Source organism: Lentisphaera profundi (assembly GCF_028728065.1).
Taxonomy (GTDB): domain Bacteria; phylum Verrucomicrobiota; class Lentisphaeria; order Lentisphaerales; family Lentisphaeraceae; genus Lentisphaera; species Lentisphaera profundi.
The window spans coordinates 2,263,756-2,289,004 of sequence record NZ_CP117812.1 but is presented as its reverse complement, the minus strand read 5'-3'; the positions used below and the strand labels follow the sequence as shown (position 1 = coordinate 2,289,004).

Genomic DNA, 25,249 nt, shown 5'->3' with positions numbered 1-25,249 from the left:
CTCCTAATTATATGCCATCGGTATCTGGGTGGATAGTTGACGTCGTCTTTGTAATAGTTGGTTTGTTTTTCCCACGCTAGCAGGAAGCTCAAGGGTGTTTTTATCGTTTATTTTCAAATAAACATTAATGAGGTCCGGGTCAGTGCTTTGACCAGTGGCGGCAGAGGCGTCTTCTGCAGCGGTATAGAAGGAGCCATCAGAGCTAGTGCTTGGAATTGAAGTACTACCAGGGGTATAATCATAATCTTCTTGTGTGGCATAATTCCCATAAATCATTAGACGAAATTCTTCTACTCCTTCCAGGATGATGCCACCATAATTATTACTCAAGTTTTCTAAGTCATCGAAATCTATAGGTACGGTAACTATAGGATAGGCAAAACGGTAAATGCGATAATTAGCACTATCATATACATAACTGATTTGAACACGAGTTGAACTACTTATGGCTCCATCATTATCATAAGTATAGGAAAAGAATCTTAGTGCTGAATCAGTTGAGATACCGGAGCCAGCTTGTGTTTGATTTTCTATATTATTCAAATTAGTTCCTGGGCCCGAACCCGATCCGCCATCTTTATATGCCCATTGATAAGTTGCATTAATCGTACTATTTTCTAAGTCTGTTTTGATCATGCTAAGAAAAATTCCCGCTTCATAATTGCTTACAGCACGATTGGTTTCACGACCCAATAAATCCGTTGAGATACTGAAAAAATTCATAAGTAGCAACATCATGAAAGCAAAGATGCCCATGGCCACAAGCAGTTCAATTAGGGTATATTTTTTCATCAGTGCTTCTCCACGTACGTAACCAATTGATAATAATTGCCCATAGCAATGCGACGCTGGTACTCCATTTGTGGAGGCCAGGAAATTTCTATAGTGAAAAGAACTCCAGTATCGCTCGCTTGTGGTGTAAAAATAGCGTTACCTTGACCTGCGGTTGTATTCATGCCGAGTTGACCGTTCCAGATTCTAATCCCGTATTGTACATTGACCACACCGTCAACAGTGTCCTCATAGTAGCCACCATAGAGTAGATTACTTTGTTTGAATAGAGTGAGATTTTTGAGTGATGGATCACGAGTGTAATCACCACCATTAGGAAGTATCATGGCAGCACCAGAAAAGTCGCCTTGTTTTAAGTCGGTAGCAGTACTGAAGGCTTCAGAGTCTTTTGATGTGGTGTAATTAGTACGATTTTCTGTGACTAAGTTGTAGTTTTGTAGCCATGAGTCATATCCGTCAGCATCACCACTGTTGCCACCATTCCAAGCCCCATCAATAGTTGAATTGTCATCCCCGTTAACTAAAAGAGCCAAGAAGTTATTTACTGTTTTAGCTACAAGAGGGGCGTGAGTCGAGTGTTCAGTTTCTTCTGAGTTTTGAAGTCCTGCAGGGAGTAAGCCAACAAGGGTGAACATAGCAATAGTAAGTATGCCTAAAGCAATGATCACTTCGACCATAGTGAATGAATGTTTTTTTATCATAATTAATCCTCGAATGAAACCATGCCAGTAAATTTATTAATTGAGAGGGTTCTCAATTCTTCTGTTTTACCACGTTTAATGATGTCTATAACATACTTGCCGTCAGAAGTTGCAATTCGGTCGCCATTGGCAGTAGTTAATGTGTCTGTTACCGTATCTAGTAATATGCCACCATTTGGATGGAAGCATAAGTAGAACTCTTCTTGTGACCCGGAATCAAGTTTTGCACCTTTATTAAGGTATATGGTCGTGGATCCAGGGATGGTATCCGGGCTGCCTGCAATAACTGAGGGGGTTAGTGCTGTGTAGATTTTGATTGGCTCGATCTGTGAAAACTTATCTTCTTGTTTAGTGATATGCACTATGGTATAAACTCTTTTAGACAGGGCGTAGGAGCGTGCTTTGGAAATAGTGCCCGAGAGTTCGCGGGCTGCAGCATTGACGGGATTGGGCTTCATGGCGGCACCGACAATAGCAATGAGCATGGACATGACGGCAATCACTGCAAGCAACTCAATGAGTGAGAAATGGTTTTTAAAAGTTTTACTGGACATAGAAATCCTCAATTGATATAAGATCTGAACTGTCTAAAATATAAGATTAAAGCTTCTTGCAAACAAGTGCCAAGCTAAGTGCTTGAGCAGGAGTGAGTGATAGAAAAGTGTAAAAAAAGCACTTTGAAAAATTAAAATAGTCATTTTAAAAAAAGTTAAGGGGGCGGGCGCTGCGCTTTAATGATTAATTTTGAATTCTAAATTTTTAATGATGGGAGCAGCTTAGGACCGCTACGCTTCAGGACCGCTACGCTTCAGGACCGCTAGGCTGAAAGATCGCTAGGCTGAAAGATCGCTAGGCTTCAAGATCGCTGCGCTGAGAGAACGGCCCTTGGCCTGAGAAGATGCCAAGAACTTGGTTAAGTATAGAAATAAGAGTTAAACCACAGATCGTACAGATGAAATAATTTTAAATTGTGAATGTTGAATTTTTAATGGTGTAGAGCAAGTAACCACGAATGAAACGAATTGCTAAAGAGTAAAGAATTGAACCACGGAAAGCACTGAATCCACGGAAAGTTTGAGCAGAGATTTTACAGCTGAAACAGATTTAGATATTTAAAATTGAGAATTAAACATTTAAAATTAGAGCGCAGCGATTTATCGGTGGTTTTCTCTTACTACTTACTACTTACTACTTACTCAGCGCAAAGCGCGTGAACTCAGAAGCTCTGCTTCGTCAACTCAGGAACTTGTTCCGTCAACTCAGGACAAAGGCCGTGAACTTAGGAACTTGTTCCGTTAACTCAGGCCAAAGGCCGTCAACTCAGAAGCTCTGCTTCGTGAACTTATTTAACAAAGGTGATCTTTATATGTGAGGGGATGTTTTGGAGAGTTTTGTTGGGGAATTGTTCGTAGTTGATGACGAGTTCTTGGAGGCGGGCGAGTTCAGCGAGGGGACGTAGGTTGGTTACTAGGGTATGGGAAATATCGAGCTTGGTTATTTTGAGGTTTTGGATTTCATCGAGTTTGAAGAAGTCGCTATGGCTGAGATCGAGAGATTGGAGTCCTAAATAGCTGAAGTAGGAGAAATAAACGTTTTTGTAGCCGGTGCGGTGGTCGCTATAAACGGCACCAATAGTGATGAGTTTCTTTCCCGATATTTTGAGGTGTTTGCTTTTGGGATCGAATTCAAAAAGGCCATTTTTCCAATTGTGATTTCTAAATTTAATGAGCTCATGGACAAATTGACTATGGTGCTTAATGTTTTTGCGTTTACTGCCGTCGTAAGCGAGCATTTTACTGGCCATGTGTGGTGCGAAGTGGCCATAGCGGACCCTTGAGCAAAGCTGAAAGAATTCGGAAAAGGCTTGGGGCCTAAGTAAATTATTTTCACGAGGAAGATCGAGGCAGAGCGCGGCCATTGCTTTCACTTGAGGAAAAGATGATTCGCATTGTGCGGCGTCCGCAAAGTTTTGCATAATGAATTGGATGTAGCCCTTTTGTTGGAGGAAAATTACTGGAATGGCATCTTTTTGATCGTGCTCCATTTGAGAAATAGTCTTGAGTGCGAGTTCTAAGGATTGAACGGGAGAAGTGAAGACATCGACATCAGTGAGTTTATAGATATGGACCATGAATTTTTTGCTGAGGTCGCGAACATAGTCATTGCGGGAGTCTTTTTCTTTCTCATAAAGACTGAGGGCTTTTTCTGCTTTTTGCTGCTGGGTTTCGAAAAGCAGCATGGCTTCTTTACTGCGATTGCGTGCTCTTTCTGCCATTGCTAAAGCCTCTAGGCTGCGCTGGCTCTCTCGTTCTGCAATCATTTGTGATTCACGACTTTTCTGACTTTCACGTTCGGCTATCTCGCGGGCATGTAATTCATTTTTGACACTCGTATTGAGATTTCTAATAAAAATACTGGTACCGATTAGAGCAGTGATCAGAAAGGCTAAGGCGAGTGAGCAAGAAATGGCATGACGTTTAATGAATAAGTGGAATTCTTTGCCGAGGCTAGCTTGTTCGGCTTTGGTGGAAAAGCCCTTGAGGAAAAGGTCGATTTCTTGACGTATTTCAAAAGCACTTTGATAACGCTGCTTGGGATCGAGGGAAAGCGCTTTAGTGGCGACCGCGGCGAGACTCTGAGGGATATTGTCACCAAAGCTATTGTGACGGAGTGGTTCTATTTCCGCAAGTTTTGTGAGCTTGAGCATTTCATCCTTGGAACCTTCAATAGGTGGATGATGCGAGAGTAGGCTATAGAGAATAGCACCCAGTGCATAGATGTCGCACAAGGGAGTTTTGGCACCATTTTTTTCAGCTTGCTCAGGGGCCATAAAGCCGAGGGTGCCTTTGATTTGACCAGTGAGGGTGATGTCATTAAGAAAATCTGGATTGAGGGCAAGGTCTTCGTAATTATCGAAAGTGCTATGACCAATGACTTTTCCTAGGCCCCAATCGCAGACGAGTACTTCGCCAAAACTGCCAATCTGAATATTGCCGGGCTTTAAATCCAAATGAATGACTGAGCGTGAATGAGCGTAGGAAACCGCGTCACAAATTTTACTAAAGATCGTGAGCAATTCATGGAGGGTGAATTTTTCTTTATAATTGCCTTGCTGATTCTGAATGGAACTAATAATAGTTTTTAGGGAATCCCCGATTTTGAGTTCCATGGTAAAGTAGGGTTTGCCATCGTGATTAATGCCAATGTCGTGAACGGTAATGATATTGGGATGCTCGAGTAGGGAGGTGAGCCTGGCTTCGAGTAAAAAAGCTTCGTAGGCTTCTACGGGGATTTCGTCCTTTAGCCGAGCTAAGGCAATATGGCGGCCAGTTTTTTTATCAAAAACTTTGTAGATATTTTTCATGCCACCTGAGGCAATCAATTCATGTGAGCTATAGCGCTTTTGGTTTTCCTGTAAATTGAGAAAGAAGGGATTGTCTTCGAGTGCTTCCTGAACTTCGTCTTCACAACTCTCTGCAAAAAGGGAGTGCAGTAAGTCTTCGTCGGTATTTTCAACTTGGGGGTTCATTGCTCTAATTCACTGCGCAGTCGTTTGATTTCGCGAACGAGATATTTTTTCACTCTATTCTTTAATGTATAGGCAGATTCAGGGGTGAGCTCTAGTTCGTTACAAATAGAGCCGATACTTTGACCTTGGAGCGACATGTTGAAGACCTCCATGGCTTTGCCCGTAAATCTTTTGCTGATGTTTTCTAATGCTAAGCGGGAAATATGAAGTTCCCACTCGCGCTGAACCATTTGATCGAGTTCGGGTTCGCTGGGCTGAATATGGGGCTCTAGTTCTTTGCGGATCTTATTTTGCTTCTGTTCTTTTTTGATTTGATTGAGCACGGTGTTGCGCACTAAGACAGAGAGCCAGGTGCGGAATTTAGCGCGCTCGACATCAACTTCAAAACGTGGGAGGCTGCGCCAAATTTCTAGGAGTACGGATTGCAGGAAATCTTCTGAGAGGGCAGTACTTGGATTGATTTTATAGATGACGACTTTGAGAAAGCCCTTGTAATAGGCAACAAATTCTTCCCAGGCCGCTTGGTCATCGGGGTTTTTTGCTCGCATGAGCAAGGTTTGTCGTGTGTTCCAATTATCCATTCAGTTTCCAGTAGTTATCTCTAGTCGGCGTATAAATGACCATAAAGCGGAATGAGTACAAGTTAGGAGGGGATAATTTTTAATTATAAATTTTGAATTCTTAATTATTGAGTTGACGGCCTTCGGCCTGAGAGAACGGCCTTCGGCCTGAGAGAACGCCTTCGGCTGAGAGACCGCCTTCGGCTGAGAGAACGCCTTCGGCTGAGAGACCGCCTTCGGCTGAGAGACCGCCTTCGGCTGAGAGACCGCCTTCGGCTGAGAGACCGCCTTCGGCTGAGAGAGTGTTTTTTTTTGATAATTTTTTATGAATGAGTGAAAGCTTTGTGTTTTAGTGGTGAATAGTAAAAGAGTCGCTACGCTCCAATTGTAAATTATGAATTTTAAATTTTAAATTATGAATCCTGACAAAACCTAAGACCTGAAACCTGAAACCTGAAACCTGAAACCTGAAACCTGAAACCTGAAACATGAAACCTGAAACCTGAAACCTGAAACCTGAAACCTGAAACCTGAAACCTGAAACCTGAAACCTGAAACCTGAAACCTGAAACCTGAAACCTGAAACCTGAAACCTGAAACCTGAAACCTGAAACCTGAAACCTGAAACCTGAGAACTGAGAACTGAGAACTGAAAAAAATGAAGCAAACCTTTAGAGATGATTTACTAAGAGAAGTCTTTCGCCATCATAATGCTTTGACGGCGTTTGCTTATAGCATCCTGCGCGACTGGGATTTGGCGCAAGATGCAGTTCAGGAAGCGATGATTACGGTGAATCATAAAGCTGAGAGTTTTGAAAAGGATAAGGCCGTTTTGCCTTGGGTGAAAGGGATCGTGAGATTCAAGTGTCTCAATATCATTCGATCCAGGAAGAAAGAGAGCTTTTTTCAAGATGAGGACCTGCTTAATTTGATCGAGCAAAGGGTGAGTCAATTTGTGGATGAAAAATTTATTCAACGGAGAGAAAGTCAGGGGCGAGCCTTAAAATATTGTATGGCGAAACTCAGTGAAAGCTCCTTAGAATTATTGAGTGCAAGTTATCAGGGGCATGAGAGTTCCGAAGATCTAGCAAGTAAATATAAACGCAGTGTGAATTCCATTTATATTATGTTGAGTCGTATCCGTCAACAATTGCGTAAATGCACGCGTAGCTATGAGAATTTACCGGAGGTCGATTAATGGATATTGAAAAGTTAGCAGAAGCTTATTTACGGGATGACTTAAGTGAAAATCAGCGACAAGAGCTTAAAAAGTTATTAGCAAGCGATGATCAGCGCAGTAAAAAATTTGTTGAGTACCTTTACGAAACGGGTCAAATTTTGAATGCCTCCGAGCAGTTAAAGGCAATTGAACCCCACTTAAAAGAAGTCGAGAAAATCATCAATAAAAGCGCGTCGAGAGCGTTTATTTATAGAGTGGCCTCCATGGCGGCCATTTTTCTAGGAGCTTTAATTTTTTGGCAAGTTTCGAGTCCTCAAAAAGCTGAGACTATTGTGAATGCTGATTCATCAGAGCCAGTCTTAGAGCCGTTTTTGGCGAGGGTGAATTCTACAGAAGAAGGGATTTATTCATCGGGTGATTGGCTGAAGAAAGGCGCGTATGTATTTGATAAAAAACTAGCTTTGACCTTGGATTCTGGAGTCGAATTAAATATTGAAGCCAATTCGGCACTTGAATTGGAGAGTTCTAATCGGGTACGTTTAAGTAAGGGTAAAGTTCGTGTTTATGTACCTCAGGTTGCCGTTGGTTTTGTATTGAATATTCCTGGAGGGAAAGTTGTGGACTTGGGGACTGAATTCATGGTGGGCATTGATGATCGGGGATTAAGTGATGTGGAAGTTATTCAGGGTGAAGTAGAGGTGTATCCCATGGCAGAAGAAAATGTCAGGAAGCTCATCGATAATGAACGTATTAGTATTTCAAGTGCAGGCCTGATTCAATCTGAGCATAAGGCCTTAGCCCCAATGGCTTCTTTACCGAATCTATTGGAAAAAAGAGATTTGAGCTATGTACATTGGCCTTTTAATGAGGCTGAGTTTAATTGGACTCCGACAGCATCGGGAGGAGAGTTTCACGATCGCTTTAAGGCTGAGCTTATGACTAAAGGAAAGAGTGAAGGGCCACAATTTAGTGAGGGGGCGTTTGGTTATGCCCTGGATTTTGATGGTGACAATGATTGGGCAGTTACGAATTTTAAGGGAGTTTCGGGCTCACGACCACGCACAGTATCGTTCTGGATTAAGATCCCAAAGGATGCTAAAAAAGGTGAAAATTATTCATTTGTCTCTTGGGGAAATAGTAGAGAAAAGGGTCAGAAATGGCAGATTGCTTGGAATGCTCGCTCAAAGGATGGTGTTATGGGGGCAATACGAACTGAATTTAAAGAAGGCTATGTCATTGGTGAGACGGATTTACGTGATGGACGCTGGCATCATGTAGTGAGCTTGTTTATTGGCGGAGATAATGCGGATGTAGCCAGTCACATTCGACATTATATCGACGGACGTCTCGAAGCAGTGAGTGGAAGTCAAGGAGAAAAGGTACGAACAAATATTGATTCAATTGCTTCTAAGCCGGTAGCCTTTGGTCGCAAAATGGATGGACCAAAATCTTTCTTGAGGGCTAAACTCGATGAGCTATATATCATCAATGCAGCTGTGACGCCTCGACAAGTACGGCGACTGATGGAGAGGAATTCTTTGTATTGACGGCCTTCGGCCTGAGTTGACGGCCTTCGGCCTGAGTTTAAAGATTAGTTTTTGAGCTAAGGCCGAGCTGGTGCTCAGCGTACCCAGGAAATTTCAAACTTAATTAATTTTACTTGAAAGGAATTCAGTTTGGCTGTGAATAAGTCATAACTTTTAAATTAAAGATAGGAAAAAATATGAGGTTGTTGTCAGCGGTAATTTTTTTAATGAGTGTTGCGATTTTCGCAAATGATAAGCCCAATGTGATTTTCATTTTAACGGATGACCTCGGTTACGGTGATCTTGGCTGCTTTGGTCAGGAAAAGATCAAGACTCCGAATTTAGATAAGATGGCAAGCGAAGGAACGAAATTTACGCGTCATTATTCAGGAAGCACAGTGTGTGCCCCTTCGCGTTGTGTGTTGCTGACGGGCAAGCATACAGGAAATGCTTGGATTCGTGGAAATGGTGAGCTTAAGCCCAATGGTCAGCGTCCTTTAAGGGCGGAAGAAGTGACGATAGCGGAACAATTTAAAAAAGCGGGTTATGCAACTTCAGTTATTGGCAAGTGGGGTTTGGGCTGGTTAGATTCGGAAGGTCACCCACTCAATCAGGGTTTTGATCACTTCTTTGGCTACCTCTGCCAACGCCGTGCTCATACTTATTACCCGGAATATGTTTGGCGGAATACTGAGAAAGTTGAGCTTAAAGGAAATGATGGTAAATCGGGGCCGCTCTACACTCATGATCTTTGTACTGATGAGGCCTTTTCTTTTATTCGTAAAAATAAAGCCAATCCCTTTTTTCTCTATCTCGCTTATGCGATTCCCCACACAAAGTTTCAGGTTCCTGATCAGGGACAATATAAGGACAAGCCTTGGGCGGAGAATCATAGAATTCAAGCAGCGATGATCAGTCGTATGGATCGTGATTGCGGACGTCTTTTTGAATTATTGAAAGAACTTAATATTGATGAAAAAACTTTGGTAATTTTCACTTCTGATAACGGGGCTCATGGTATTGGTGGAACTCTGGAGCAATTTAAAGCGAGTGGTGATTTACGTGGTAAAAAGCGTGATTTGTATGAAGGTGGGGTACGTGTGCCGATGATAGCTCGCTGGCCTGGAAAAATTGAAGCAGGAAGAGTGAATGATACGATCAGTGCCTTTTGGGATTGGATGCCAACTTTTAATGAACTCATTGGAGTCGAGACTCCTGACGAAGTTGATGGTCATTCAATTCTACTAGTTTTATTGGGAGAAGGCAATCAAGAAGAGCATGATTATTTGTATTGGGAGTTTTATGAAAAGGGTGGTAAACAAGCGGTGTTAAAAGATGAATGGAAAGCCATTCGTCTCAATGTGAATAAGGACCGTAAGGCGCCCTTAGAATTATATAATCTAAAAAATGACCCCTCAGAAAAGAATGATCTAGCTAAGCAATACCCAGAGAAAGTTGCTGAGTTCGCAAAATTAATTGATAAGACTCATACAGAGAGTGACTTATTTAAGTTTGGTCTGACCAAAAAGAAGAGTAGGGGAAAGAAAAAGTGACTTTTTTCATGAGCGCTGTTGAGCTCGACAAGAAATAATTTAGAAAATATATAATAAACTTATGGTGAAAATGATGAAATATATCAATATATGTGTGTTGCTCTTTGGTGCAGTTCTAGCAACACAAGCAGAAGAGAAGCCCAATATAATTTATATTAATGCGGATGATTACGGCATTATGGATTCGGGTTTTATGGGTCGCAAGGAATATGTAACCCCCAATTTGGATAAGTTAGCCTCTCGTGGCATGGTGTTTACAAATGCCTATGCGCCTGCGGCCAATTGTGCACCGAGTCGAGCTTGCATCTTATCAGGTCAGTATGCGACGCGTCATGGAGTTTACACCGTAGGGGAGTCTGATCGAGGAAAAGCGAGTGATCGCAAAATCATCCCAACTAAAAACACACTCTCACTTCAGCCCGATAATTTGACACTTCTGGGCGCCTTTCAGCAAGCGGGCTATAAGACGGGTAATTTTGGAAAATGGCATGTGGGAGAAGATCCCAAAGCTCAAGGTTGTGATGTAAATGTAGGGGGAAGCCATGCAGGAGGTACAGGCAAATACTTTGCACCTTATAAACTGAAAAATATTGAGCAGGGACCTAAAGGTGAGCATTTACCCAAGCGTCTCACTGACGAAGCGATTAAATTTATTGAGGCTAATAAAAGCGAGAACTTTTTTGTTTATTTAGCTTATTACCAAGTGCACACACCGATTCAGCCACGCATGGATTTAGTTGCTAAATATAATGACGTCCCGGGTATTCAGCCTAAATATGCGGCTCTGATTGAGGGTATGGATATTTATATTGGTGAACTGATGGATTATTTGGATAAATCTGGTTTGAGTGAAAATACCATTATTCTCTTTAGTTCTGATAATGGGGGGATTAACAAAATTTCTGATCAAGCGCCTTATCGCGCGGGTAAAGGCTCCTACTATGAAGGAGGCACGCGTGTGCCGATGATTGTGTCTTGGCCTGCAAAAGTGAAAGCGGGGAGTCGCAGCGATGTTCCCGTGATTGGCTTGGATTTTTATCCGACGCTCTTGGATGCTGCGACAGTGTCTGTGCCTCAAGATAAAATTCTCGATGGCAAAAGTATCTTGCCAATACTCACTCAAGAAAGTGGGATTGAAAAACGCAATTTATTTTGGCATTTTCCGATATATTTGCAGGCTTACTCAGTGGATAATGACGAGGGGCGCGATCCGCTGTTTAGGACTCGCCCAGGATCGACGATGTTATCGGGCAAATGGAAGCTGCATGAATATTTTGAAGATGGCAGTTTTGAGCTCTACAATTTAGAAGACGATAAGGGTGAACGAACTAACTTGGCTGAGTCGATGCCCGAGAAGCTGGCTGAGCTCAAGAAGTTACTTTATGCGTGGCGCGCTGAAATGAATGCACCCGTACCGACAGCAAAGAATCCACAATTTGGTAAAAAGCAGTCAGATTCTAAGTCTAAGAAAGGTAAAAAGAATAAGAAGAAAAAAGCTTCTGATAAAAAATAGTCATTGATGAGTCACCTAAGTTGTTGATAGCTGTTGTTTATATTAAATAAAACCTCGATTAGGTAGAATTGAGGGCATGATGCGACCCGTACGAGAGGGGATCTTCCCCCTCGAGCTCCCCTAGCAAGGAATTGCCATTCCTTGACCAGGCGACTAAGAGGCTTTGCCCCTTGTTATGGTTAATCGTGAATAAAATTAAAGGAAAAGTATGCATAAATTAGTACTAGTATTTTTTGCCCTAATAGGGACGCAAGCTTGGAGCTTAGAAAAGCCCAATATTTTGTGGTTGACGAGTGAAGATAATAACGTGACCCATATTGGCTGTTACGGAAACGAAGTCGCGATAACGCCGAATATTGATAAGCTGGCTACGGAGGGATTTCGTTATACGCATGCTTATTCAAATGCAGCCGTTTGCTCGGCAACACGAACTTCTTGGATTACAGGAATGAATGCGGTCTCAATGGCGGGACATAATCATCGTAGCAATGTAGCCGTGCCTCAGGATAAGGTTATTTTCTATCCTCAGCAACTTAAAAAAGCAGGCTACTTTACAGGGAATCATACCAAGCGTGATTATAATACTCGTGATGATTCACGTTTGAAAACTCTATGGGATTCTAATAAACTCAACTGGGAGAGTCTCAAAAAGAATCAGCCCTTCTTTCAGGTAATTAATCATACGGACTCACATGAGAGTCGCGCAATGGGCTTGGATCACACTTACCCAAAAGACAAAGTTCAAATCCCCCCTTATCATCCGGATACAGCAGATACTCGAGCGAATTATGGCTACTACTACAAAAATGTGACCAAAATGGATAGAGGCATAGGAGTGGCCTTAGCAAAATTAGAGGAACTTGGTCTCGTTGAAAATACTATTGTAATTTATAACTCAGATCATGGTGGGCCGTTGCCGCGTGGGAAACGCTATATGTATAATAGTGGAACACATTGCCCTTTAATTGTACGTATACCGGAAAAATATAAAGAGCTTTGGCCAGCAGATAAGCCTGGTATGACTGTGGATCGTCTGGTGAGCTTCATTGATATGCCTTCTACGTGGTTATCGCTTGCGGGAGCCAAAATTCCTTCGAATTATCAAGGAGAAATTTTTCTTGGTGCAGAGAAAACCGCTGAGCCGGAGTATATCTTTCACTTTCGTGGGCGTAATGATGGGAAAATTGAGAATGCTAGAGCCATTCGTGATAAGCAGTTTTTGTATGTGCGTAACTACATGCCTTATGTGCCGCGCGGTCAGCATCTTCCTTATCAGTGGAAGATCCCGATGCAGCGTGAATGGGAGCAGGCCTACAAAGATGGGAAACTCAATGCCAATCAGAGTCGTTTTTTTAAGACCAAGGCCAAAGATGAACTTTTTGATGTAAGCAAGGATAGTTTCTGCTTAAATAATTTGGCTCAGAGTCCCGAATATAAACAGATTGTTGAGACGATGAAAAAGAAGCTGGATTCAGCTCAGCAAGCTCATTTGGATTCTGGTTTGATTCCCGAATCGGAACTCAATCATCGCGCGTCGAAAAATGGCATCACTCCCTATGAAGTCGTTCGCAATAAAGAGCTCTATGATCTCGATGCTTACATGCAGGCAGCGGCAGTAGCGTTGGAGCAAAAGACAGAGTTTTATGCGGAATTGCAAGAACTCTTAAAGAGTCCAGATAGTGGTGTACGTCATTGGGCCTTATGTGGTCTTTTCATGCTTAGAGCTCAAGTTGATGTTGTAGAAGATGTTGAGCCTTTGTTAAATGATCCTAGTGAGACTGTGCGAGCTATGGCAGCGTGGACTTTAATTGAGATTAATCAATCCGCAGAAGCCTATAAAGTTTTTGAGAATTTACTCCAGTCCGATACTTATGCGGAATTAGAGATTCTCAATTATATAGATTGGATGGGTGCCAATAACAAACGTTTAATTCCCTTCGTGAAAAACTATAAAATTAAAGATGGGAAATTGAAACCATTTCACGACTATTTGGTGAATGGCATGCCTCCGCTCGGCCCCAAGAAAAAATCCAAAAAAATAAAAAATAAAAAAGGTAAAAGTTAATGAACTTATTTCGATCAGCAGGAGTTTTTCTGCTTGCGCTAAGCGCAAATTTAAGTGCGGCGGAAAAGCCGAATATTATTTTCATTTATGGTGATGACGTCGGTTATGGTGATGTGGGCGTTTATGGCTCAGAAAAGATCCCTACACCCAATATTGATAATCTCGCAAAAGGTGGGATTCAGTTTACGGATGGTCACTGTTCAGCAGCCACTTGTTCGCCTTCGCGCTTTGCTATGCTCACGGGTGTTCATGCCTTTCGTCATGGGGTCAGTATTCTTCCTCCGAATGCCCCACTAAGTATTCCAACAGATATTCCTACGCTTCCCAAAATGCTTCGCGAAAATGGCTATGTAACCGGTGTCGTCGGTAAGTGGCATTTGGGTATTGGTGCCAAAGGAGTTGAGACCAACTGGAATGGTGATGTGAAGCCCGGTCCACTGGAAATCGGCTTTGATCAAATGTTTTTATTGCCATCAACAAATGATCGTGTTCCCTGTGTTTATCTCGATGGTCACCGCGTTTATAATTACGACCCAAATGACCTTATCTATGTAGGGAGAAGTCTTGAGTCAGTAAATAAGCCTGGTTCGACTCAATATGGTCATGCCAAAATGAACCCTGAGCTTATGACTTATTATCCCAGTACTCATGGTCACAATAGCTCAGTCATTAACGGGATTGGCCGCATCGGCTTTATGTCGGGTGGTAAGAAGGCTCTTTGGGATGATGAAACAATGGCGGATGTTTTTGTCGAAAAAGCTACTGAATTTATTAAAGAAAAAGCCAAAGGCGATAAACCTTTTTTCCTTTATTTCGCCTCGCAAGATATTCACGTTCCCCGTGCACCACATCCCCGTTTTCAGGGTAAAACTAAACTCGGTAAGCGCGGCGATGCGATGGTTCAGTTCGATTGGAGTACTGGCGCACTCATGAAAGCTCTCGATGAAGCGGGTGTGGCAGATAATACTATTGTTTTCTTTTCGAGTGATAATGGTCCTGTTTATGACGATGGCTATGCCGATGGTTCGGTGACGAAGACTTCTACAAAAGAAAGTGATCATGGTCACGATGGCTCCGGAATTTATCGCGGTGGGAAGTATCAGATCTATGAAGGTGGAACTCGCGTTCCCTTTATCATTCGCTGGCCGGCAAAAATTAAGCCTGCAGTTTCCAATGCCATGGTGAATCAAGTGGATCTCTATACTTCGCTAGCGGAACTTGTGGGCCATGACTTGCGCCAAGACGAGGCGATTGATAGCCGCGATACCTTAGCTGCCTTCCTCGGCGAAGATAGCCAAGGCCTAAGCTACATGTTTGAGGAGGCAAGAAAGACTGATCATGCCGTGCGCAAAGGTAAATGGAAATATATTTCTAAAGGCAATAAGAAAAAAGCCAAACAAGAGCTCTACGACTTGGAATCTGATGCGGGTGAGCAAAATAATGTCATCAAGCAATTCCCTGAAGTGGCAGAGGATATGAAAAAGCTTCTTGAGCAAGTTCGCAAATCTGCGGGATTGCGTTTCGATGGGTCAAGGGAGAAATGATACATAAATTTTTTGTATTATTTGTTGTAATTGCGTCTATTTGCTCAGCTAATATCACTGTTTTAGCTGATGAGAGTCCTAATGTTATTTTAATTTATGCAGATGATTTGGGCATGGGTTTATTGGGGCATAAAGGACAAGAAATTATTACTACACCTCATATTGATAAGCTAGCTGCTGAAGGTATGAGCTTTAATAATTACTATGGTAATACTTATTGTGCGCCTGCACGTTGGAGTCTTCTGACAGGGATGCATGATGGTCGAATGAAGTCAGGCTCTCATACAAAGGGTGGGTACGTAGTAAAACTAGATAAATCAAAACCATCAGAGGAACAATGGAAGAAAACTTTTGATGCCTTCACCCAAAAAAGGGAACAAGTATTAGCAACTCCTAAACATGAAGTTTTTTTAGCTCAAGTTGCGCAAAAAGCTGGATATAAGACTGCTCAATTTGGTAAGCTTGATGAAGGGTTTTTGACTTGGCATAAGCAACTCCAGCGCCGTGGGTGGGATCACTATGTGGGTTATTATGACCATGTCCGTGCCCATGGTTTTTACCCGACATACCTTTGGAAGAATGGTGAAAAAATGTACCTCGAAGGCAATACTAGCTATACAGCAGGTAAGGCATCTGAATCTGGAACTCGACCCGTCGGGTCAGGAGGGCTTAGGTATTCACAGGATGTTTTTCTTAAAGAAATGCTTAGTTTTATTCGGGAAAATAAAAACAAAAAGTTTTTTCTTTACCACCCAACTCAACTTCCTCATGGGCCTGTAGCCGTAAATGAATTGCATCCAGATTATGAGGGACGAGACGATCTTACTCTATCGGAGAAAAAGTATGCTACTATGGTCAAAATGCTCGATGATCATGTTGGAGTGATTATGGATGAATTGAAAGCCTTGAACCTAGATGATAAAACTCTAGTTATTTTTACCTCTGATAATGGTCACGAAACTTATTATATGAATAGAAATCGTCAGTTGCCAAAATCCAATTCAAGGAAATTACAAAAGGCTGATGGTAGCAAAGCTAATTTTACTGACGATAAATGGAGGACGTCCAATGGTGGAGATACATTTAATGGGGCTGCAGGTATGGCGGGTTTAAAATGGTCTGTTTTTCAAGGTGGAATTCATTGCCCAATGATTGCCCGTTGGCCGGGGCAAATTGAACCATCTTCAAAAAGTGAAAAATTGGCGACTCATTATGATTTCATGGCTACCTTAGCAGATTTACTCCATGTGGAGCGCCCAAGTGGGAAAGGTTCAGTTTCTTATTTATCGACCTTGCTTGGAAGAGGAGAAGTAGAGCACCATGAATGGATTTTTATTCGCTACGGAAAAGCATTTGCTTCAGCCACTTTGATTACTGAGGATGGCTGGAAACTCATTGCTTTGAAAAATGGGGAGTTTCATTTGTATAAACTTACAGAAGATCCACTTGAAGAGAATGAGATCTCTGAAAAATACCCAGAAATCCTTGAGAGTTTAAAGAAGGTTTACAAACAACAAAATAATTCTAAACGTCCGGATTTACTGTTGGGGAAGAAATGACAAATTTAGCACAAATGTAATAAAATATTCATCTTCTTTTCTAAAAGCCTTTGCGATTTCCGCAAAGGCTTTTTTCTTGTTGTCTAACAATTTAAAAGTTGAAACTCCTATGTCCTTATTTGATCATCCACGAATTGAACCACTCGCAGCAAGTTTAAGACCTATGGGCTTTGAAGATTTTTTCGGGCAAGAGCATTTAACTGCAGAAGGATCTTTATTAAGAAGGTCTATTGAAAATGATTGTTTTAGTTCAATTATTTTCACGGGACCTCCAGGCACGGGGAAAACGAGCTTAGCTTCGATTATTTCGAAACACACCGAAGCTGACTTTATTGCACTCTCCGCAATTGATAGCTCAGTGGGCGAAGTTCGCAAAGCGGTTAAGGCAGCCGATGAGGCGCGTAAATTTAGTGGTAGAAAAACGGTTTTGTTTGTAGATGAAATTCATCGCTTTAATAAAGCACAACAAGATTCCTTATTAAAAGATATTGAGAATGGAACAGTGCGTTTTATTGGTGCAACCACTCATAATCCTGGATTTTATTTGACGCCGGCACTGACGTCGCGCTCCTTGATATTTACACTGAAGCCTTTGGAGGCTCCAGAGATTAGAGCTTTATTAGCGGCCAAAATGCCAAGAATAATCAAAGAGTTAGATGCTGAGATCTCATTCACTGATGAGGCCCTGGCTTATTTGAGTGAGAATTGTGAAGGCGATGCGCGCAGAGCCTTAACAGTGATAGAATTAGCGATCAAAACCGCAGATAAAAAGGAGATGGGTCGCGACGAATTACAGGAATGTTTACAGGTAAAATCCTATAAGTATGATGCCGATGCGCATTACAACGCGGCGAGTGCCTTTATAAAAAGTATGCGAGGCAGTGATCCTGATGCGGCAGTTTATTGGTTGGCTTATATGCTTGAAGCGGGTGAAGATATTCGTTTCATTGCTCGTAGGATAATGATTTTTGCTTCGGAAGATGTGGGCAATGCCGACCCTAGAGCACTACAATTGGCGGTGTCCGCGAGTCAAGCAGTTGATATAGTGGGTATGCCGGAATCGAGGATTATTTTGTCCCAAGCGGTGACTTACTGTGCCACGGCACCGAAAAGTAATGCGGCTTATAAAGCGGTGAATTTAGCCTTAGATGATGTGCGCAATCAACGTTCACAAACGATCCCGATGCATTTGCGAGATCCGCGAAGTTCGGGATATAATCCAAATGAAGGGAATTATGTTTATCCGCATAATTCAGATGAGGCTTATGTGAAGCAAGAGTATATGGGTGTGGAGACAAAGTATTATCAGCCAGTAGAGCGTGGCTACGAAAAGAAGATAAAAGAGCGTATGGATTATTGGAAGAAATTGCGTGGGGAAGATGACTGAAAAAAAGCTTCTAAGAAAAGAAATGAGAAATGAGATAGCGAGGAAGATAAATCTCGACTTTACCTGCGATCACTTGGAAGCTTGCTTAAAAGCTTGGACTAGTTTCAAAAATAAAACAGTGGCACTGTATTGCGCGGACCCACAGGAGCTTGATCTGTTAAGCCTATTTCCTGAGAGTCAGATTTTATTGCCTCGCTTTAAGGAAGTCACAAAACTCTATGATTTTTCGTTATGGTCAGGTAAAAAAGAGGATTTACGCGAAGGTCCCTTTGGGATTTTGGAACCAAGGAAACTCGAAGAATTAGACGTGATTGATTTTTGTTTTATTCCAGGGATCGCATTTGACCGTGTAGGAAATCGCCTTGGAAGAGGCGGGGGATTTTATGATCGCTTGTTGGCAAAATATGCCATAGGCACTAAAGTCGGAGTGTGTCATGACTTTCAATTACTTGGAAAAATTCCAAAAGAAGAGCATGATTACGTAATGGATTTTCTTTTAAGCCCGTCCGGGCTGATTAAATGTGATAGGAAGCAAATAATTTAAAATGAACGATTATATATATTTAATAACTGGTATCGCTATCGGTTTTATCATAGGGAGCTTATTGATTAAAAATAAGTTCCGCAAGCTAGAAAAAGATCAAGAAGGACTTTTAGCAGAAGTAAAGCTGCAAGCAGCGGAACTGAAATCTCAAAAGATTAATGAAGCTGAGCAAGAAATTAAAGAGCTGAAGGCTGATGCCAAGAAGTCTTTTGATGAAAACCTTGCAAGGCATGAACTTGAGCGTCAAGGCTTAAAAGAAGAACGTGAAGGCTTGAAATCAGAGCGTCAGGGAGTTGAAACAATTTTGACTTCGACTCAAGATCGACTCGATCAACTTGAAGAGAGACAGCAAAACGTGGATCAGAAATCTCAACTCTTAAGTCAGCAAGAAGAAATTTTGATAAAGCGTGAGTCAGATTTGGCATCTATCACAGTAGAAGAAGCGAAGGCTCAGATTCTTGAAAAAGCAGAAGAGCAAGCCAAAGATCAGTGTGCGCATCTCTATAAACAAGCTTTAAAAGAAATGAAGAGTCAGGCTTCTGAAGAAGGCCGCGAAATTTTACTGTCAGCAATGCAACGTTATTCAGCTGAATGTGCAAGTGATCGTACGACAACCACGCTTTATTTGCCGAGTGATGAGATCAAGGGGCGTATTATTGGTCGCGATGGTCGCAATATTCGTACTTTGGAGTCTTTGACAGGCGCTAATATTATTATTGATGATACCCCTGAAACGGTAGTTATTTCTTGTTTCAATTCTTATCGCCGTGAAATGGCGCGCATTGCTTTGGAGCAATTAATTGATGATGGACGTATTCACCCAAATCGAATCCATGAAGTAATAAGTTCAGTTACTGAGCAGATGGATCGCGATTTAGAGAGATCCGCTACCTACCTTTGTGAAGAATTAAATATTGGCATAGTGACTACCAAAATTTACCGTCAGTTAGGGATGCTTAAGTATCGCTTTAATGCTTTTCAAAACTTGATGCAATTTTCGCGTGAAGTATCCTGTCTTATGGGTACAATTGCAGCTGAGATGGGCATGGATGTTCGCATGGCAAAGCGCATTGGTTTACTACACGCGATTGGACAGAGTTTTGATGAATCAGCAGAAAATAATTCGGCTCAAATGGGCGCAGATTTTTTACGTCGTGAAGGGGAAGATGAAACTCTTTGTACTGCAGTAGTGAACTACAAAGATACTTATACTTTATCTAATGGCATGGATCGTCTGCTTCATGTAGCAGTTCAAGTGAGTAAGAATCGTCCTGGTACAGCAGATGAAGCGATGGATTCCTATGTTCACCGTCTTCATCAAATTGAATTAATGATGAAAAATATGGATGAAATCTCGGAATGTATTGTGATGCAAGCAGGTCGCGAAGTTTTAGTTTCTGTTCGCCCAGAAAAAGTAAAAGATAGCGATATGCCTATTTTAGCACGCGAGATAGCCGAGAAAATTGAACAAGAAATGACTTTGCCTGGAGCCGTTCAGCTCATTTTGTCACGTGACTTACGAGTTGAAGCTATAGCACAGCCTTAAGAGATTATAAAATGTATACTTTTGATGAGAAACCAGTAATGCCCAAGGGCTTTACTTGCGCGAGTCGCAATTGTGGTATTAAAGAAGAGGGTGATGATTTAGCCATCTTTTATTCTGAAAAAACTGCTGAAGCCGCAGCCGTGTTTACACGGAACTTAGTACCTGGCGCACCTGTTATTGCCGGTCGTGAAATCATAAAAAAAGCTAAGCTTCAAGCTGTAGTAGTTAACTCCCGAGTTTCTAATGTTGGAACGGGTGATGAGGGCGTGAAGCGTGCTTATCGTATGTCCGCAGCGGCCTCTGAAGAACTTAATTGCAATGAAGATGAAGTGATCATGTCCTCGACGGGTGTGATTGCAGTGCCTTTGCCAGTAGAAAAAATTGAAGCTGGTCTAGTCGGAATGAAAGCTGATTTATGTGCTGACCCACTTGTGGGCGCACGTGGAATTATGACCACCGATACTTATGCAAAAGCCATTTCGATTTCTTGTGATAAGTATACTTTGACGATTGTGGGCAAGGGATCTGGCATGATTGAGCCCAATATGGCGACGATGCTAGTGTATGCTTTTACTGATGCGGAAATCGCAGCGAGTGACTTAGATGCAGTTCTGCGTGTGTCGGTTAATCAATCTTTTAATATGCTCTCTATTGATACGGATACTTCAACGTCTGATACGGTGGTTGCCATGGCAAACGGCTTGGCAGGAAAAGTAGATTTAGATGAGTTTCAAGAACGTTTTTCAGCGGCCTGTATCCGTATGACCGAAATGTTAGCTCGTGATGGTGAAGGGGCAAGTAAGCTTTTGAAAATAATCATCGAAGAAGCTGTAGATGAAAAGCAAGCAAAAGTTTATGCCCGAGCGATGGTTAACTCGCCTTTGATTAAAACGATGTCTCATGGCTGTGATCCCAATATAGGCCGAATGTTAATGGCCCTAGGCAAATGTTTTGATAATGATTTAGACGTGGCAAAGCTAGAACTCATTGTGAATGACGTAACAGTTTTTGTCGATAGCGTAAAAACTGACTTTGATGAAAAAGCTCTTCGTGAGTCGATTGATTCAGAAGAAGTTGTTTTTAAAGTGAAAATCGGTTTGGGGAAAGGTACTGCGACTGCTTATGGATGTGATTTAACACATGGTTATGTGGACGAAAATGCCGCTTATTATTCTTCGTAGTTCAGTTCTAGCGTTAATTCTTTTATTTCTTTTTTCTTGTGCGAGCCAGAAAGAAGTTAATGTCTCGGGGAGTCCTTTTGGTCGTGCTCCTACGGCTAAATTAATTGTGCCTTCACATATTGTTGTGAAATCAGTGAATAAAGTACCGGTCAACATGCCTTTGTTGGCAAACGGTAGTGTGACTTTGCTAATGGGTGAAGGGAATAATGAGATAGAAGCCTATTTTGACTCTATTTATGATGAGCTCAATCAAGATGATTACTCACGCGTGAGTTCAGATAGTTTTTACGCTATTTTATCTCATGTGGTAGAAGATGAAGTCTATTCCTTTGACTTAACGCTTCCGGATAATAAAGATAAGGCGAGGGCGCGCTTGGCAGATAAAAGTAATCTTGGCAATATTGTTCGCCAATCCGATGCCGTTCTCTTTCCCTTAGTGCCCGCAGATAAAAGCCGTAAATCTATTCGTGATTATATGAGAGAGAATGATCCCTATGTTCAAATGAAGCATTGGTGGGATAAAGCGAACTCTGAACAGAAAGAACGTTTTAAGCAAGAAGTTCTCCATAAGTGATCAAGCAATAAGTTTTTAAAGCACGATGCAATCGTTCGTTTCCCTTAAGTACAGCAGCTTTTCTTTTTAGCAGATAGATAAAAAATCGAAAAAAATCGAAAAAGTGATTTGCGCAATTAAGCTCTTGTTGTATTATCAAACCCGTCGCCGAAAGTGTGCGATGAAATAAGTTCATTTAAGCAAAATTCTCGAGTATGTATTTACTTTAGAAATTAGCGTTTATAAGGGGCCTTAGCTCAGCTGGCTAGAGCGCCGCCCTTGCAAGGCGGAGGTCAAGGATTCGAATTCCTTAGGCTCCACTTAGATACGCGCATAGCTCAGTTGGTTAGAGCGCATCGCTGATAACGATGAGGTCCCAGGTTCAAATCCTGGTGCGCGTACCAAAACAATTTAGCATCCACGAAAGTGTGGAAAAGCTTAGATCATTGAAAGGAAGAAAACAATAGAATGAAAGAGTCAAAGTATAAAGTAAGAAACAATTTATACCAAGATCGCAAACCAAAGAATACAAGATAGAACGACTTAGTAAGAAATAGGTGTGTCGCCGAAAATGTTAATTTTTTAAGATTTTTGGTGGACAAGCTAGTAAGGGTGTATGATGGATGCCTTGGCACTAACAGGCGATGAAGGACGCGTTAAGCTGCGAAATGCCTCGGGGAGCTGCAAAAGAGCTTTGATCCGGGGGTATCCGAATGGGGAAACCCAACTGGAGTTATGTCCAGTTATCTCTGACTGAATAAATAGGTCAGAGAAGCGAACCTAGGGAAGTGAAACATCTCAGTACCTAGAGGAAAAGAAATCAACCGAGATTGCGCTAGTAGCGGCGAGCGAACGCGCAAGAGCCTAAACCTAAGAGCTTGCTTTTAGGGGTTGCGGGACCTGCAATATTGTATTGAAGAGATAGCTGAATAGTTTGGAAAAACAAACCACAGAGGGTGATAGTCCCGTAAGCGAAATTTCTTTAATATATAGCGGGTATCCCAAGTAGGGCCGGACACGTGAAACCCGGTCTGAATCAGGGAGGGCCACCTTCCAAGGCTAAATACTCGTTAGTGACCGATAGTGAACCAGTACCGTGAGGGAAAGGCGAAAAGAACCCCGTAAGGGGAGTGAAATAGAACCTGAAATCATACATCTACAAAGTGTGGGTCATCTTTATATGATGTACCGCATGCCTTTTGCATAATGAGTCTGCGACTTACTGTATACGGCAAGGTTAAGTTATTAAACGGAGCCGAAGCGAAAGCGAGTACGAATAGTGCGATTCAAGTCGTATGCAGTAGACCCGAAACTGAGTGATCTATCCATGAGCAGGTTGAAGCCCGAGTAACATCGGGTGGAGGACCGAACCAATACGTGCTGAAAAACGTTTGGATGACTTGTGGATAGGGGTGAAAGGCCAATCAAACTCAGTGATAGCTGGTTCTCTCCGAAATAGCTTTAGGGCTAGCCTTGAGTGCTTCTTTACGGGGGTAGAGCTACTGATTTTTCGCGGGCCCTTACCGGGGTACCAACAAATATCAAACTCCGAATACCGTAAATTTATGAGCTCAGGAGTCAGACTATGTGGGACAAGCCGCATAGTCAAAAGGGAAACAGCCCAGATCGCCGTCTAAGGCCCCCAAGATGGGCTAAGTGGAATTAAGGATGTGGAGTTGCTTGGACAATCAGGATGTTGGCTTAGAGGCAGCCACCATTTAAAGAGTGCGTAATAGCTCACTGATCGAGTGATTCTGCGCCGAAAATAATCGGGACTAAAGCCCATTGCCGAAGACGCGACCCAGCTTGCTGGGGGTAGGAGAGCGTTCTATGCAGGAGTGAAGCTTGATGGAAACAACAGGTGGACCGCATAGAAGTGAGAATGCAGACATAAGTAACGAAAAACTGGGTGTGAATCCCAGTCACCGAAATCCGAAGGTTTCCTGGGCAAGGTTCGTCCCCCCAGGGTTAGTCGGACCCTAAGGCGAGGCCCAACGGCGTAGTCGATGGACAACAGGTTAATATTCCTGTACTAGTTAAGTGTAGTGATGAAGGGACGCGGAAGGAAAGTGCAAATGAGTGTTGGATATCTCATACCAAGCAGGCAATTCGTAGAGTAGGAAAATCCGCTTTACATAAGAACCAACTGTTACGGGGCGAAGAAACCTTCGGGTAGAAACGCTTTGCATGGAACCATGCCGCCAAGAAAAGCTTCTAAGCGTTTGATGCTTAATTATCCGTACTAAAACCGACACAGGTAGGAAAGTCGAGTAGACTAAGGTGCGCGAGAGAAACCACGTTAAGGAACTCGGCAAATTAGCCCCGTAACTTCGGGAGAAGGGGTGCCCCCTCAGGGGGGCCGCAGTTAAGAGGTCTGGGCGACTGTTTAGCAAAAACATAGCACTCTGCAAACTCGAAAGAGGAAGTATAGGGTGTGACACGTGACCAATGCCAAAAGGTCAAATGGAGAGGTTAGCCTTCGGGCAAAGCTTCGAAATGAAGCCCTGGTGAATGTCGGCCGTAACTATAACGGTCCTAAGGTAGCGAAATTCCTTGTCGGGTAAGTTCCGACCTGCACGAATCGTGTAACGATCCAGACACTGTCTCAACGTGGATCTCGGTGAAATTGTAGTTCCGGTGAAAATGCCGGATACCCGCAGATGGACGGAAAGACCCCATGAACCTTTACTGTAATCTGATATTGTTGTTCGGGCAGATATGTGTAGCATAAGTGGGAGACTGTGAACTTACGTCGTCAGGCGTAAGTGAGTCGTCAGTGAAATACCACCCTTATCTGTCTGGGCATCTAACCCCACGTCCGTGAATCCGGATGGGGGACAGTTTCAGAGGGTCAGTTTGACTGGGGCGGTTTCCTCCTAAAAAGTAACGGAGGAGCTCGAAGGTCTACTCAGTATGGTCGGCAATCATACGTAGAGCGTAAGGGTAGAAGTAGGCTTTACTGTAACACCGACAGGTGGAGCAGTTGCGAAAGCAGGACCTAGTGATCCAGCGGTGGAAAGTGGTATCGCCGTTGCTCATCGGATAAAAGGTACTCTGGGGATAACAGGCTTATCGCACCCAAGCGTCCATAGCGACGGTGCGGTTTGGCACCTCGATGTCGGCTCATCACATCCTGGGGCTGAAGAAGGTCCCAAGGGTCCGGCTGTTCGCCGGTTAAAGTGGTACGCGAGCTGGGTTCAGAACGTCGTGAGACAGTTCGGTCCTTATCCTCTGCGGGCGCAGGATATTTGATAGGAGCATTCCCTAGTACGAGAGGACCGGGAATGAGTGACCTCTGGTGTTCCAGTTGTACCGCCAGGTGCATTGCTGGGTAGCTACGTCGCGAAAGGATAAGCGCTGAAAGCATCTAAGCGCCAAGCCCCCCTAAAGATGAGATATCCCAGGATTTATCCTCTAAAGGCTACAGGAAGACTACCTGTTTGATAGGCTGGAGATGTAAGCATAGCAATATGTTCAGTTGACCAGTACTAATCAGCCGTGAGGCTTGTCCACCTC

General features: G+C 42.7%; 17 protein-coding genes, 2 tRNA genes and 1 rRNA gene. 15 read left to right on the top strand and 5 right to left on the bottom strand.

What is annotated here, in order from left to right:
* Window positions 1-3: 3 nt before the first annotated feature.
* The 5 genes from PQO03_RS20400 to PQO03_RS20380 form a co-directional block, all read right to left on the bottom strand.
* Entirely contained in the window at window positions 4-792 is a 789-nt protein-coding gene (locus tag PQO03_RS20400; protein WP_274153002.1) for a prepilin-type N-terminal cleavage/methylation domain-containing protein, read from the bottom strand.
* Complete coding sequence (locus PQO03_RS20395; RefSeq protein WP_274153000.1) at window positions 792-1,493, bottom strand: type IV pilus modification PilV family protein; 702 nt, start codon at window positions 1,491-1,493, stop codon at window positions 792-794. The genes PQO03_RS20400 and PQO03_RS20395 overlap by 1 nt, the downstream gene beginning before the upstream one ends.
* Window positions 1,494-1,495: 2 nt before the next feature.
* On the bottom strand, window positions 1,496-2,047 hold the full coding sequence (locus PQO03_RS20390; RefSeq protein WP_274152999.1) for a hypothetical protein: 552 nt from the start codon (window positions 2,045-2,047) through the stop codon (window positions 1,496-1,498).
* Between the two features lie 788 nt (window positions 2,048-2,835).
* On the bottom strand, window positions 2,836-5,022 hold the full coding sequence (locus tag PQO03_RS20385; protein WP_274152997.1) for a protein kinase domain-containing protein: 2,187 nt from the start codon (window positions 5,020-5,022) through the stop codon (window positions 2,836-2,838).
* Window positions 5,019-5,603 (bottom strand): RNA polymerase sigma factor, encoded by a 585-nt coding sequence (locus PQO03_RS20380; RefSeq protein ID WP_274152995.1) that lies wholly within the window; start codon window positions 5,601-5,603, stop codon window positions 5,019-5,021. Before PQO03_RS20380 ends, PQO03_RS20385 begins: the two co-directional genes overlap by 4 nt.
* A 637-nt stretch (window positions 5,604-6,240) precedes the next feature.
* Here PQO03_RS20380 and PQO03_RS20375 point away from each other — a divergent pair.
* The 15 genes from PQO03_RS20375 (at window position 6,241) to PQO03_RS20305 (ending at window position 25,246) form a co-directional block, all read left to right on the top strand.
* Window positions 6,241-6,780 carry a sigma-70 family RNA polymerase sigma factor gene (locus PQO03_RS20375; RefSeq protein ID WP_274152994.1) on the top strand — a complete coding sequence of 180 codons (540 nt, stop codon included), beginning with the start codon at window positions 6,241-6,243 and terminating at the stop codon, window positions 6,778-6,780.
* Complete coding sequence (locus tag PQO03_RS20370) at window positions 6,780-8,309, top strand: LamG-like jellyroll fold domain-containing protein (protein ID WP_274152992.1); 1,530 nt, start codon at window positions 6,780-6,782, stop codon at window positions 8,307-8,309. The genes PQO03_RS20375 and PQO03_RS20370 overlap by 1 nt, the downstream gene beginning before the upstream one ends.
* 176 nt (window positions 8,310-8,485) lie before the next feature.
* Window positions 8,486-9,841, top strand: coding sequence for an arylsulfatase (locus PQO03_RS20365; RefSeq protein WP_274152991.1), 1,356 nt, complete (start codon window positions 8,486-8,488; stop codon window positions 9,839-9,841).
* Between the two features lie 70 nt (window positions 9,842-9,911).
* On the top strand, window positions 9,912-11,354 hold the full coding sequence (locus tag PQO03_RS20360; protein ID WP_274152990.1) for a sulfatase: 1,443 nt from the start codon (window positions 9,912-9,914) through the stop codon (window positions 11,352-11,354).
* Between the two features lie 208 nt (window positions 11,355-11,562).
* Window positions 11,563-13,419: a sulfatase-like hydrolase/transferase gene (locus tag PQO03_RS20355; RefSeq protein WP_274152989.1), complete on the top strand. Its 1,857-nt coding sequence runs from the start codon at window positions 11,563-11,565 to the stop codon at window positions 13,417-13,419.
* On the top strand, window positions 13,419-14,963 hold the full coding sequence (locus PQO03_RS20350; protein WP_274152988.1) for a sulfatase family protein: 1,545 nt from the start codon (window positions 13,419-13,421) through the stop codon (window positions 14,961-14,963). The genes PQO03_RS20355 and PQO03_RS20350 overlap by 1 nt, the downstream gene beginning before the upstream one ends.
* The gene (locus PQO03_RS20345; protein ID WP_274152987.1) at window positions 14,960-16,522 is read left to right on the top strand and encodes a sulfatase-like hydrolase/transferase; all 1,563 of its coding nucleotides are present in this window, start codon (window positions 14,960-14,962) and stop codon (window positions 16,520-16,522) included. The genes PQO03_RS20350 and PQO03_RS20345 overlap by 4 nt, the downstream gene beginning before the upstream one ends.
* A 79-nt stretch (window positions 16,523-16,601) precedes the next feature.
* Window positions 16,602-17,909: a replication-associated recombination protein A gene (locus PQO03_RS20340; protein WP_274152986.1), complete on the top strand. Its 1,308-nt coding sequence runs from the start codon at window positions 16,602-16,604 to the stop codon at window positions 17,907-17,909.
* On the top strand, window positions 17,902-18,453 hold the full coding sequence (locus PQO03_RS20335) for a 5-formyltetrahydrofolate cyclo-ligase (protein ID WP_274152984.1): 552 nt from the start codon (window positions 17,902-17,904) through the stop codon (window positions 18,451-18,453). The genes PQO03_RS20340 and PQO03_RS20335 overlap by 8 nt, the downstream gene beginning before the upstream one ends.
* 1 nt (window position 18,454) lies before the next feature.
* Window positions 18,455-19,999: an Rnase Y domain-containing protein gene (locus tag PQO03_RS20330; RefSeq protein WP_274152983.1), complete on the top strand. Its 1,545-nt coding sequence runs from the start codon at window positions 18,455-18,457 to the stop codon at window positions 19,997-19,999.
* Window positions 20,000-20,010: 11 nt separating this feature from the next.
* Window positions 20,011-21,180, top strand: a complete 1,170-nt coding sequence (gene argJ, locus PQO03_RS20325) for a bifunctional glutamate N-acetyltransferase/amino-acid acetyltransferase ArgJ (protein ID WP_274152981.1) — start codon at window positions 20,011-20,013, stop codon at window positions 21,178-21,180.
* Window positions 21,158-21,754, top strand: a complete 597-nt coding sequence (locus PQO03_RS20320) for a DUF2057 family protein (RefSeq protein ID WP_274152979.1) — start codon at window positions 21,158-21,160, stop codon at window positions 21,752-21,754. The genes argJ and PQO03_RS20320 overlap by 23 nt, the downstream gene beginning before the upstream one ends.
* Before the next feature lie 225 nt (window positions 21,755-21,979).
* Window positions 21,980-22,053, top strand: a tRNA-Ala gene (locus tag PQO03_RS20315).
* 7 nt (window positions 22,054-22,060) lie between these two features.
* Window positions 22,061-22,137: transfer RNA gene (locus PQO03_RS20310), tRNA-Ile, on the top strand.
* 192 nt (window positions 22,138-22,329) lie between these two features.
* Window positions 22,330-25,246, top strand: a 23S ribosomal RNA gene (locus PQO03_RS20305).
* The last annotated feature ends 3 nt before the right edge of the window (window positions 25,247-25,249 follow it).

Bases quoted from the DNA above. Each gene is read 5' to 3' on its own strand.
- PQO03_RS20395 (WP_274153000.1), bottom strand. From the start codon at position 1,493: ATGATAAAAAAACATTCATTCACTATGGTCGAAGTGATCATTGCTTTA.
- PQO03_RS20365 (WP_274152991.1), top strand. From the start codon at position 8,486: ATGAGGTTGTTGTCAGCGGTAATTTTTTTAATGAGTGTTGCGATTTTC.
- PQO03_RS20375 (WP_274152994.1), top strand. From the start codon at position 6,241: ATGAAGCAAACCTTTAGAGATGATTTACTAAGAGAAGTCTTTCGCCAT.
- PQO03_RS20390 (WP_274152999.1), bottom strand. From the start codon at position 2,047: ATGTCCAGTAAAACTTTTAAAAACCATTTCTCACTCATTGAGTTGCTT.
- PQO03_RS20370 (WP_274152992.1), top strand. From the start codon at position 6,780: ATGGATATTGAAAAGTTAGCAGAAGCTTATTTACGGGATGACTTAAGT.
- PQO03_RS20400 (WP_274153002.1), bottom strand. From the start codon at position 792: ATGAAAAAATATACCCTAATTGAACTGCTTGTGGCCATGGGCATCTTT.
- PQO03_RS20380 (WP_274152995.1), bottom strand. From the start codon at position 5,603: ATGGATAATTGGAACACACGACAAACCTTGCTCATGCGAGCAAAAAAC.
- PQO03_RS20355 (WP_274152989.1), top strand. From the start codon at position 11,563: ATGCATAAATTAGTACTAGTATTTTTTGCCCTAATAGGGACGCAAGCT.
- PQO03_RS20360 (WP_274152990.1), top strand. From the start codon at position 9,912: ATGATGAAATATATCAATATATGTGTGTTGCTCTTTGGTGCAGTTCTA.
- PQO03_RS20350 (WP_274152988.1), top strand. From the start codon at position 13,419: ATGAACTTATTTCGATCAGCAGGAGTTTTTCTGCTTGCGCTAAGCGCA.
- PQO03_RS20335 (WP_274152984.1), top strand. From the start codon at position 17,902: ATGACTGAAAAAAAGCTTCTAAGAAAAGAAATGAGAAATGAGATAGCG.
- PQO03_RS20320 (WP_274152979.1), top strand. From the start codon at position 21,158: ATGCCGCTTATTATTCTTCGTAGTTCAGTTCTAGCGTTAATTCTTTTA.
- argJ (WP_274152981.1), top strand. From the start codon at position 20,011: ATGTATACTTTTGATGAGAAACCAGTAATGCCCAAGGGCTTTACTTGC.
- PQO03_RS20330 (WP_274152983.1), top strand. From the start codon at position 18,455: ATGAACGATTATATATATTTAATAACTGGTATCGCTATCGGTTTTATC.
- PQO03_RS20385 (WP_274152997.1), bottom strand. From the start codon at position 5,022: ATGAACCCCCAAGTTGAAAATACCGACGAAGACTTACTGCACTCCCTT.
- PQO03_RS20345 (WP_274152987.1), top strand. From the start codon at position 14,960: ATGATACATAAATTTTTTGTATTATTTGTTGTAATTGCGTCTATTTGC.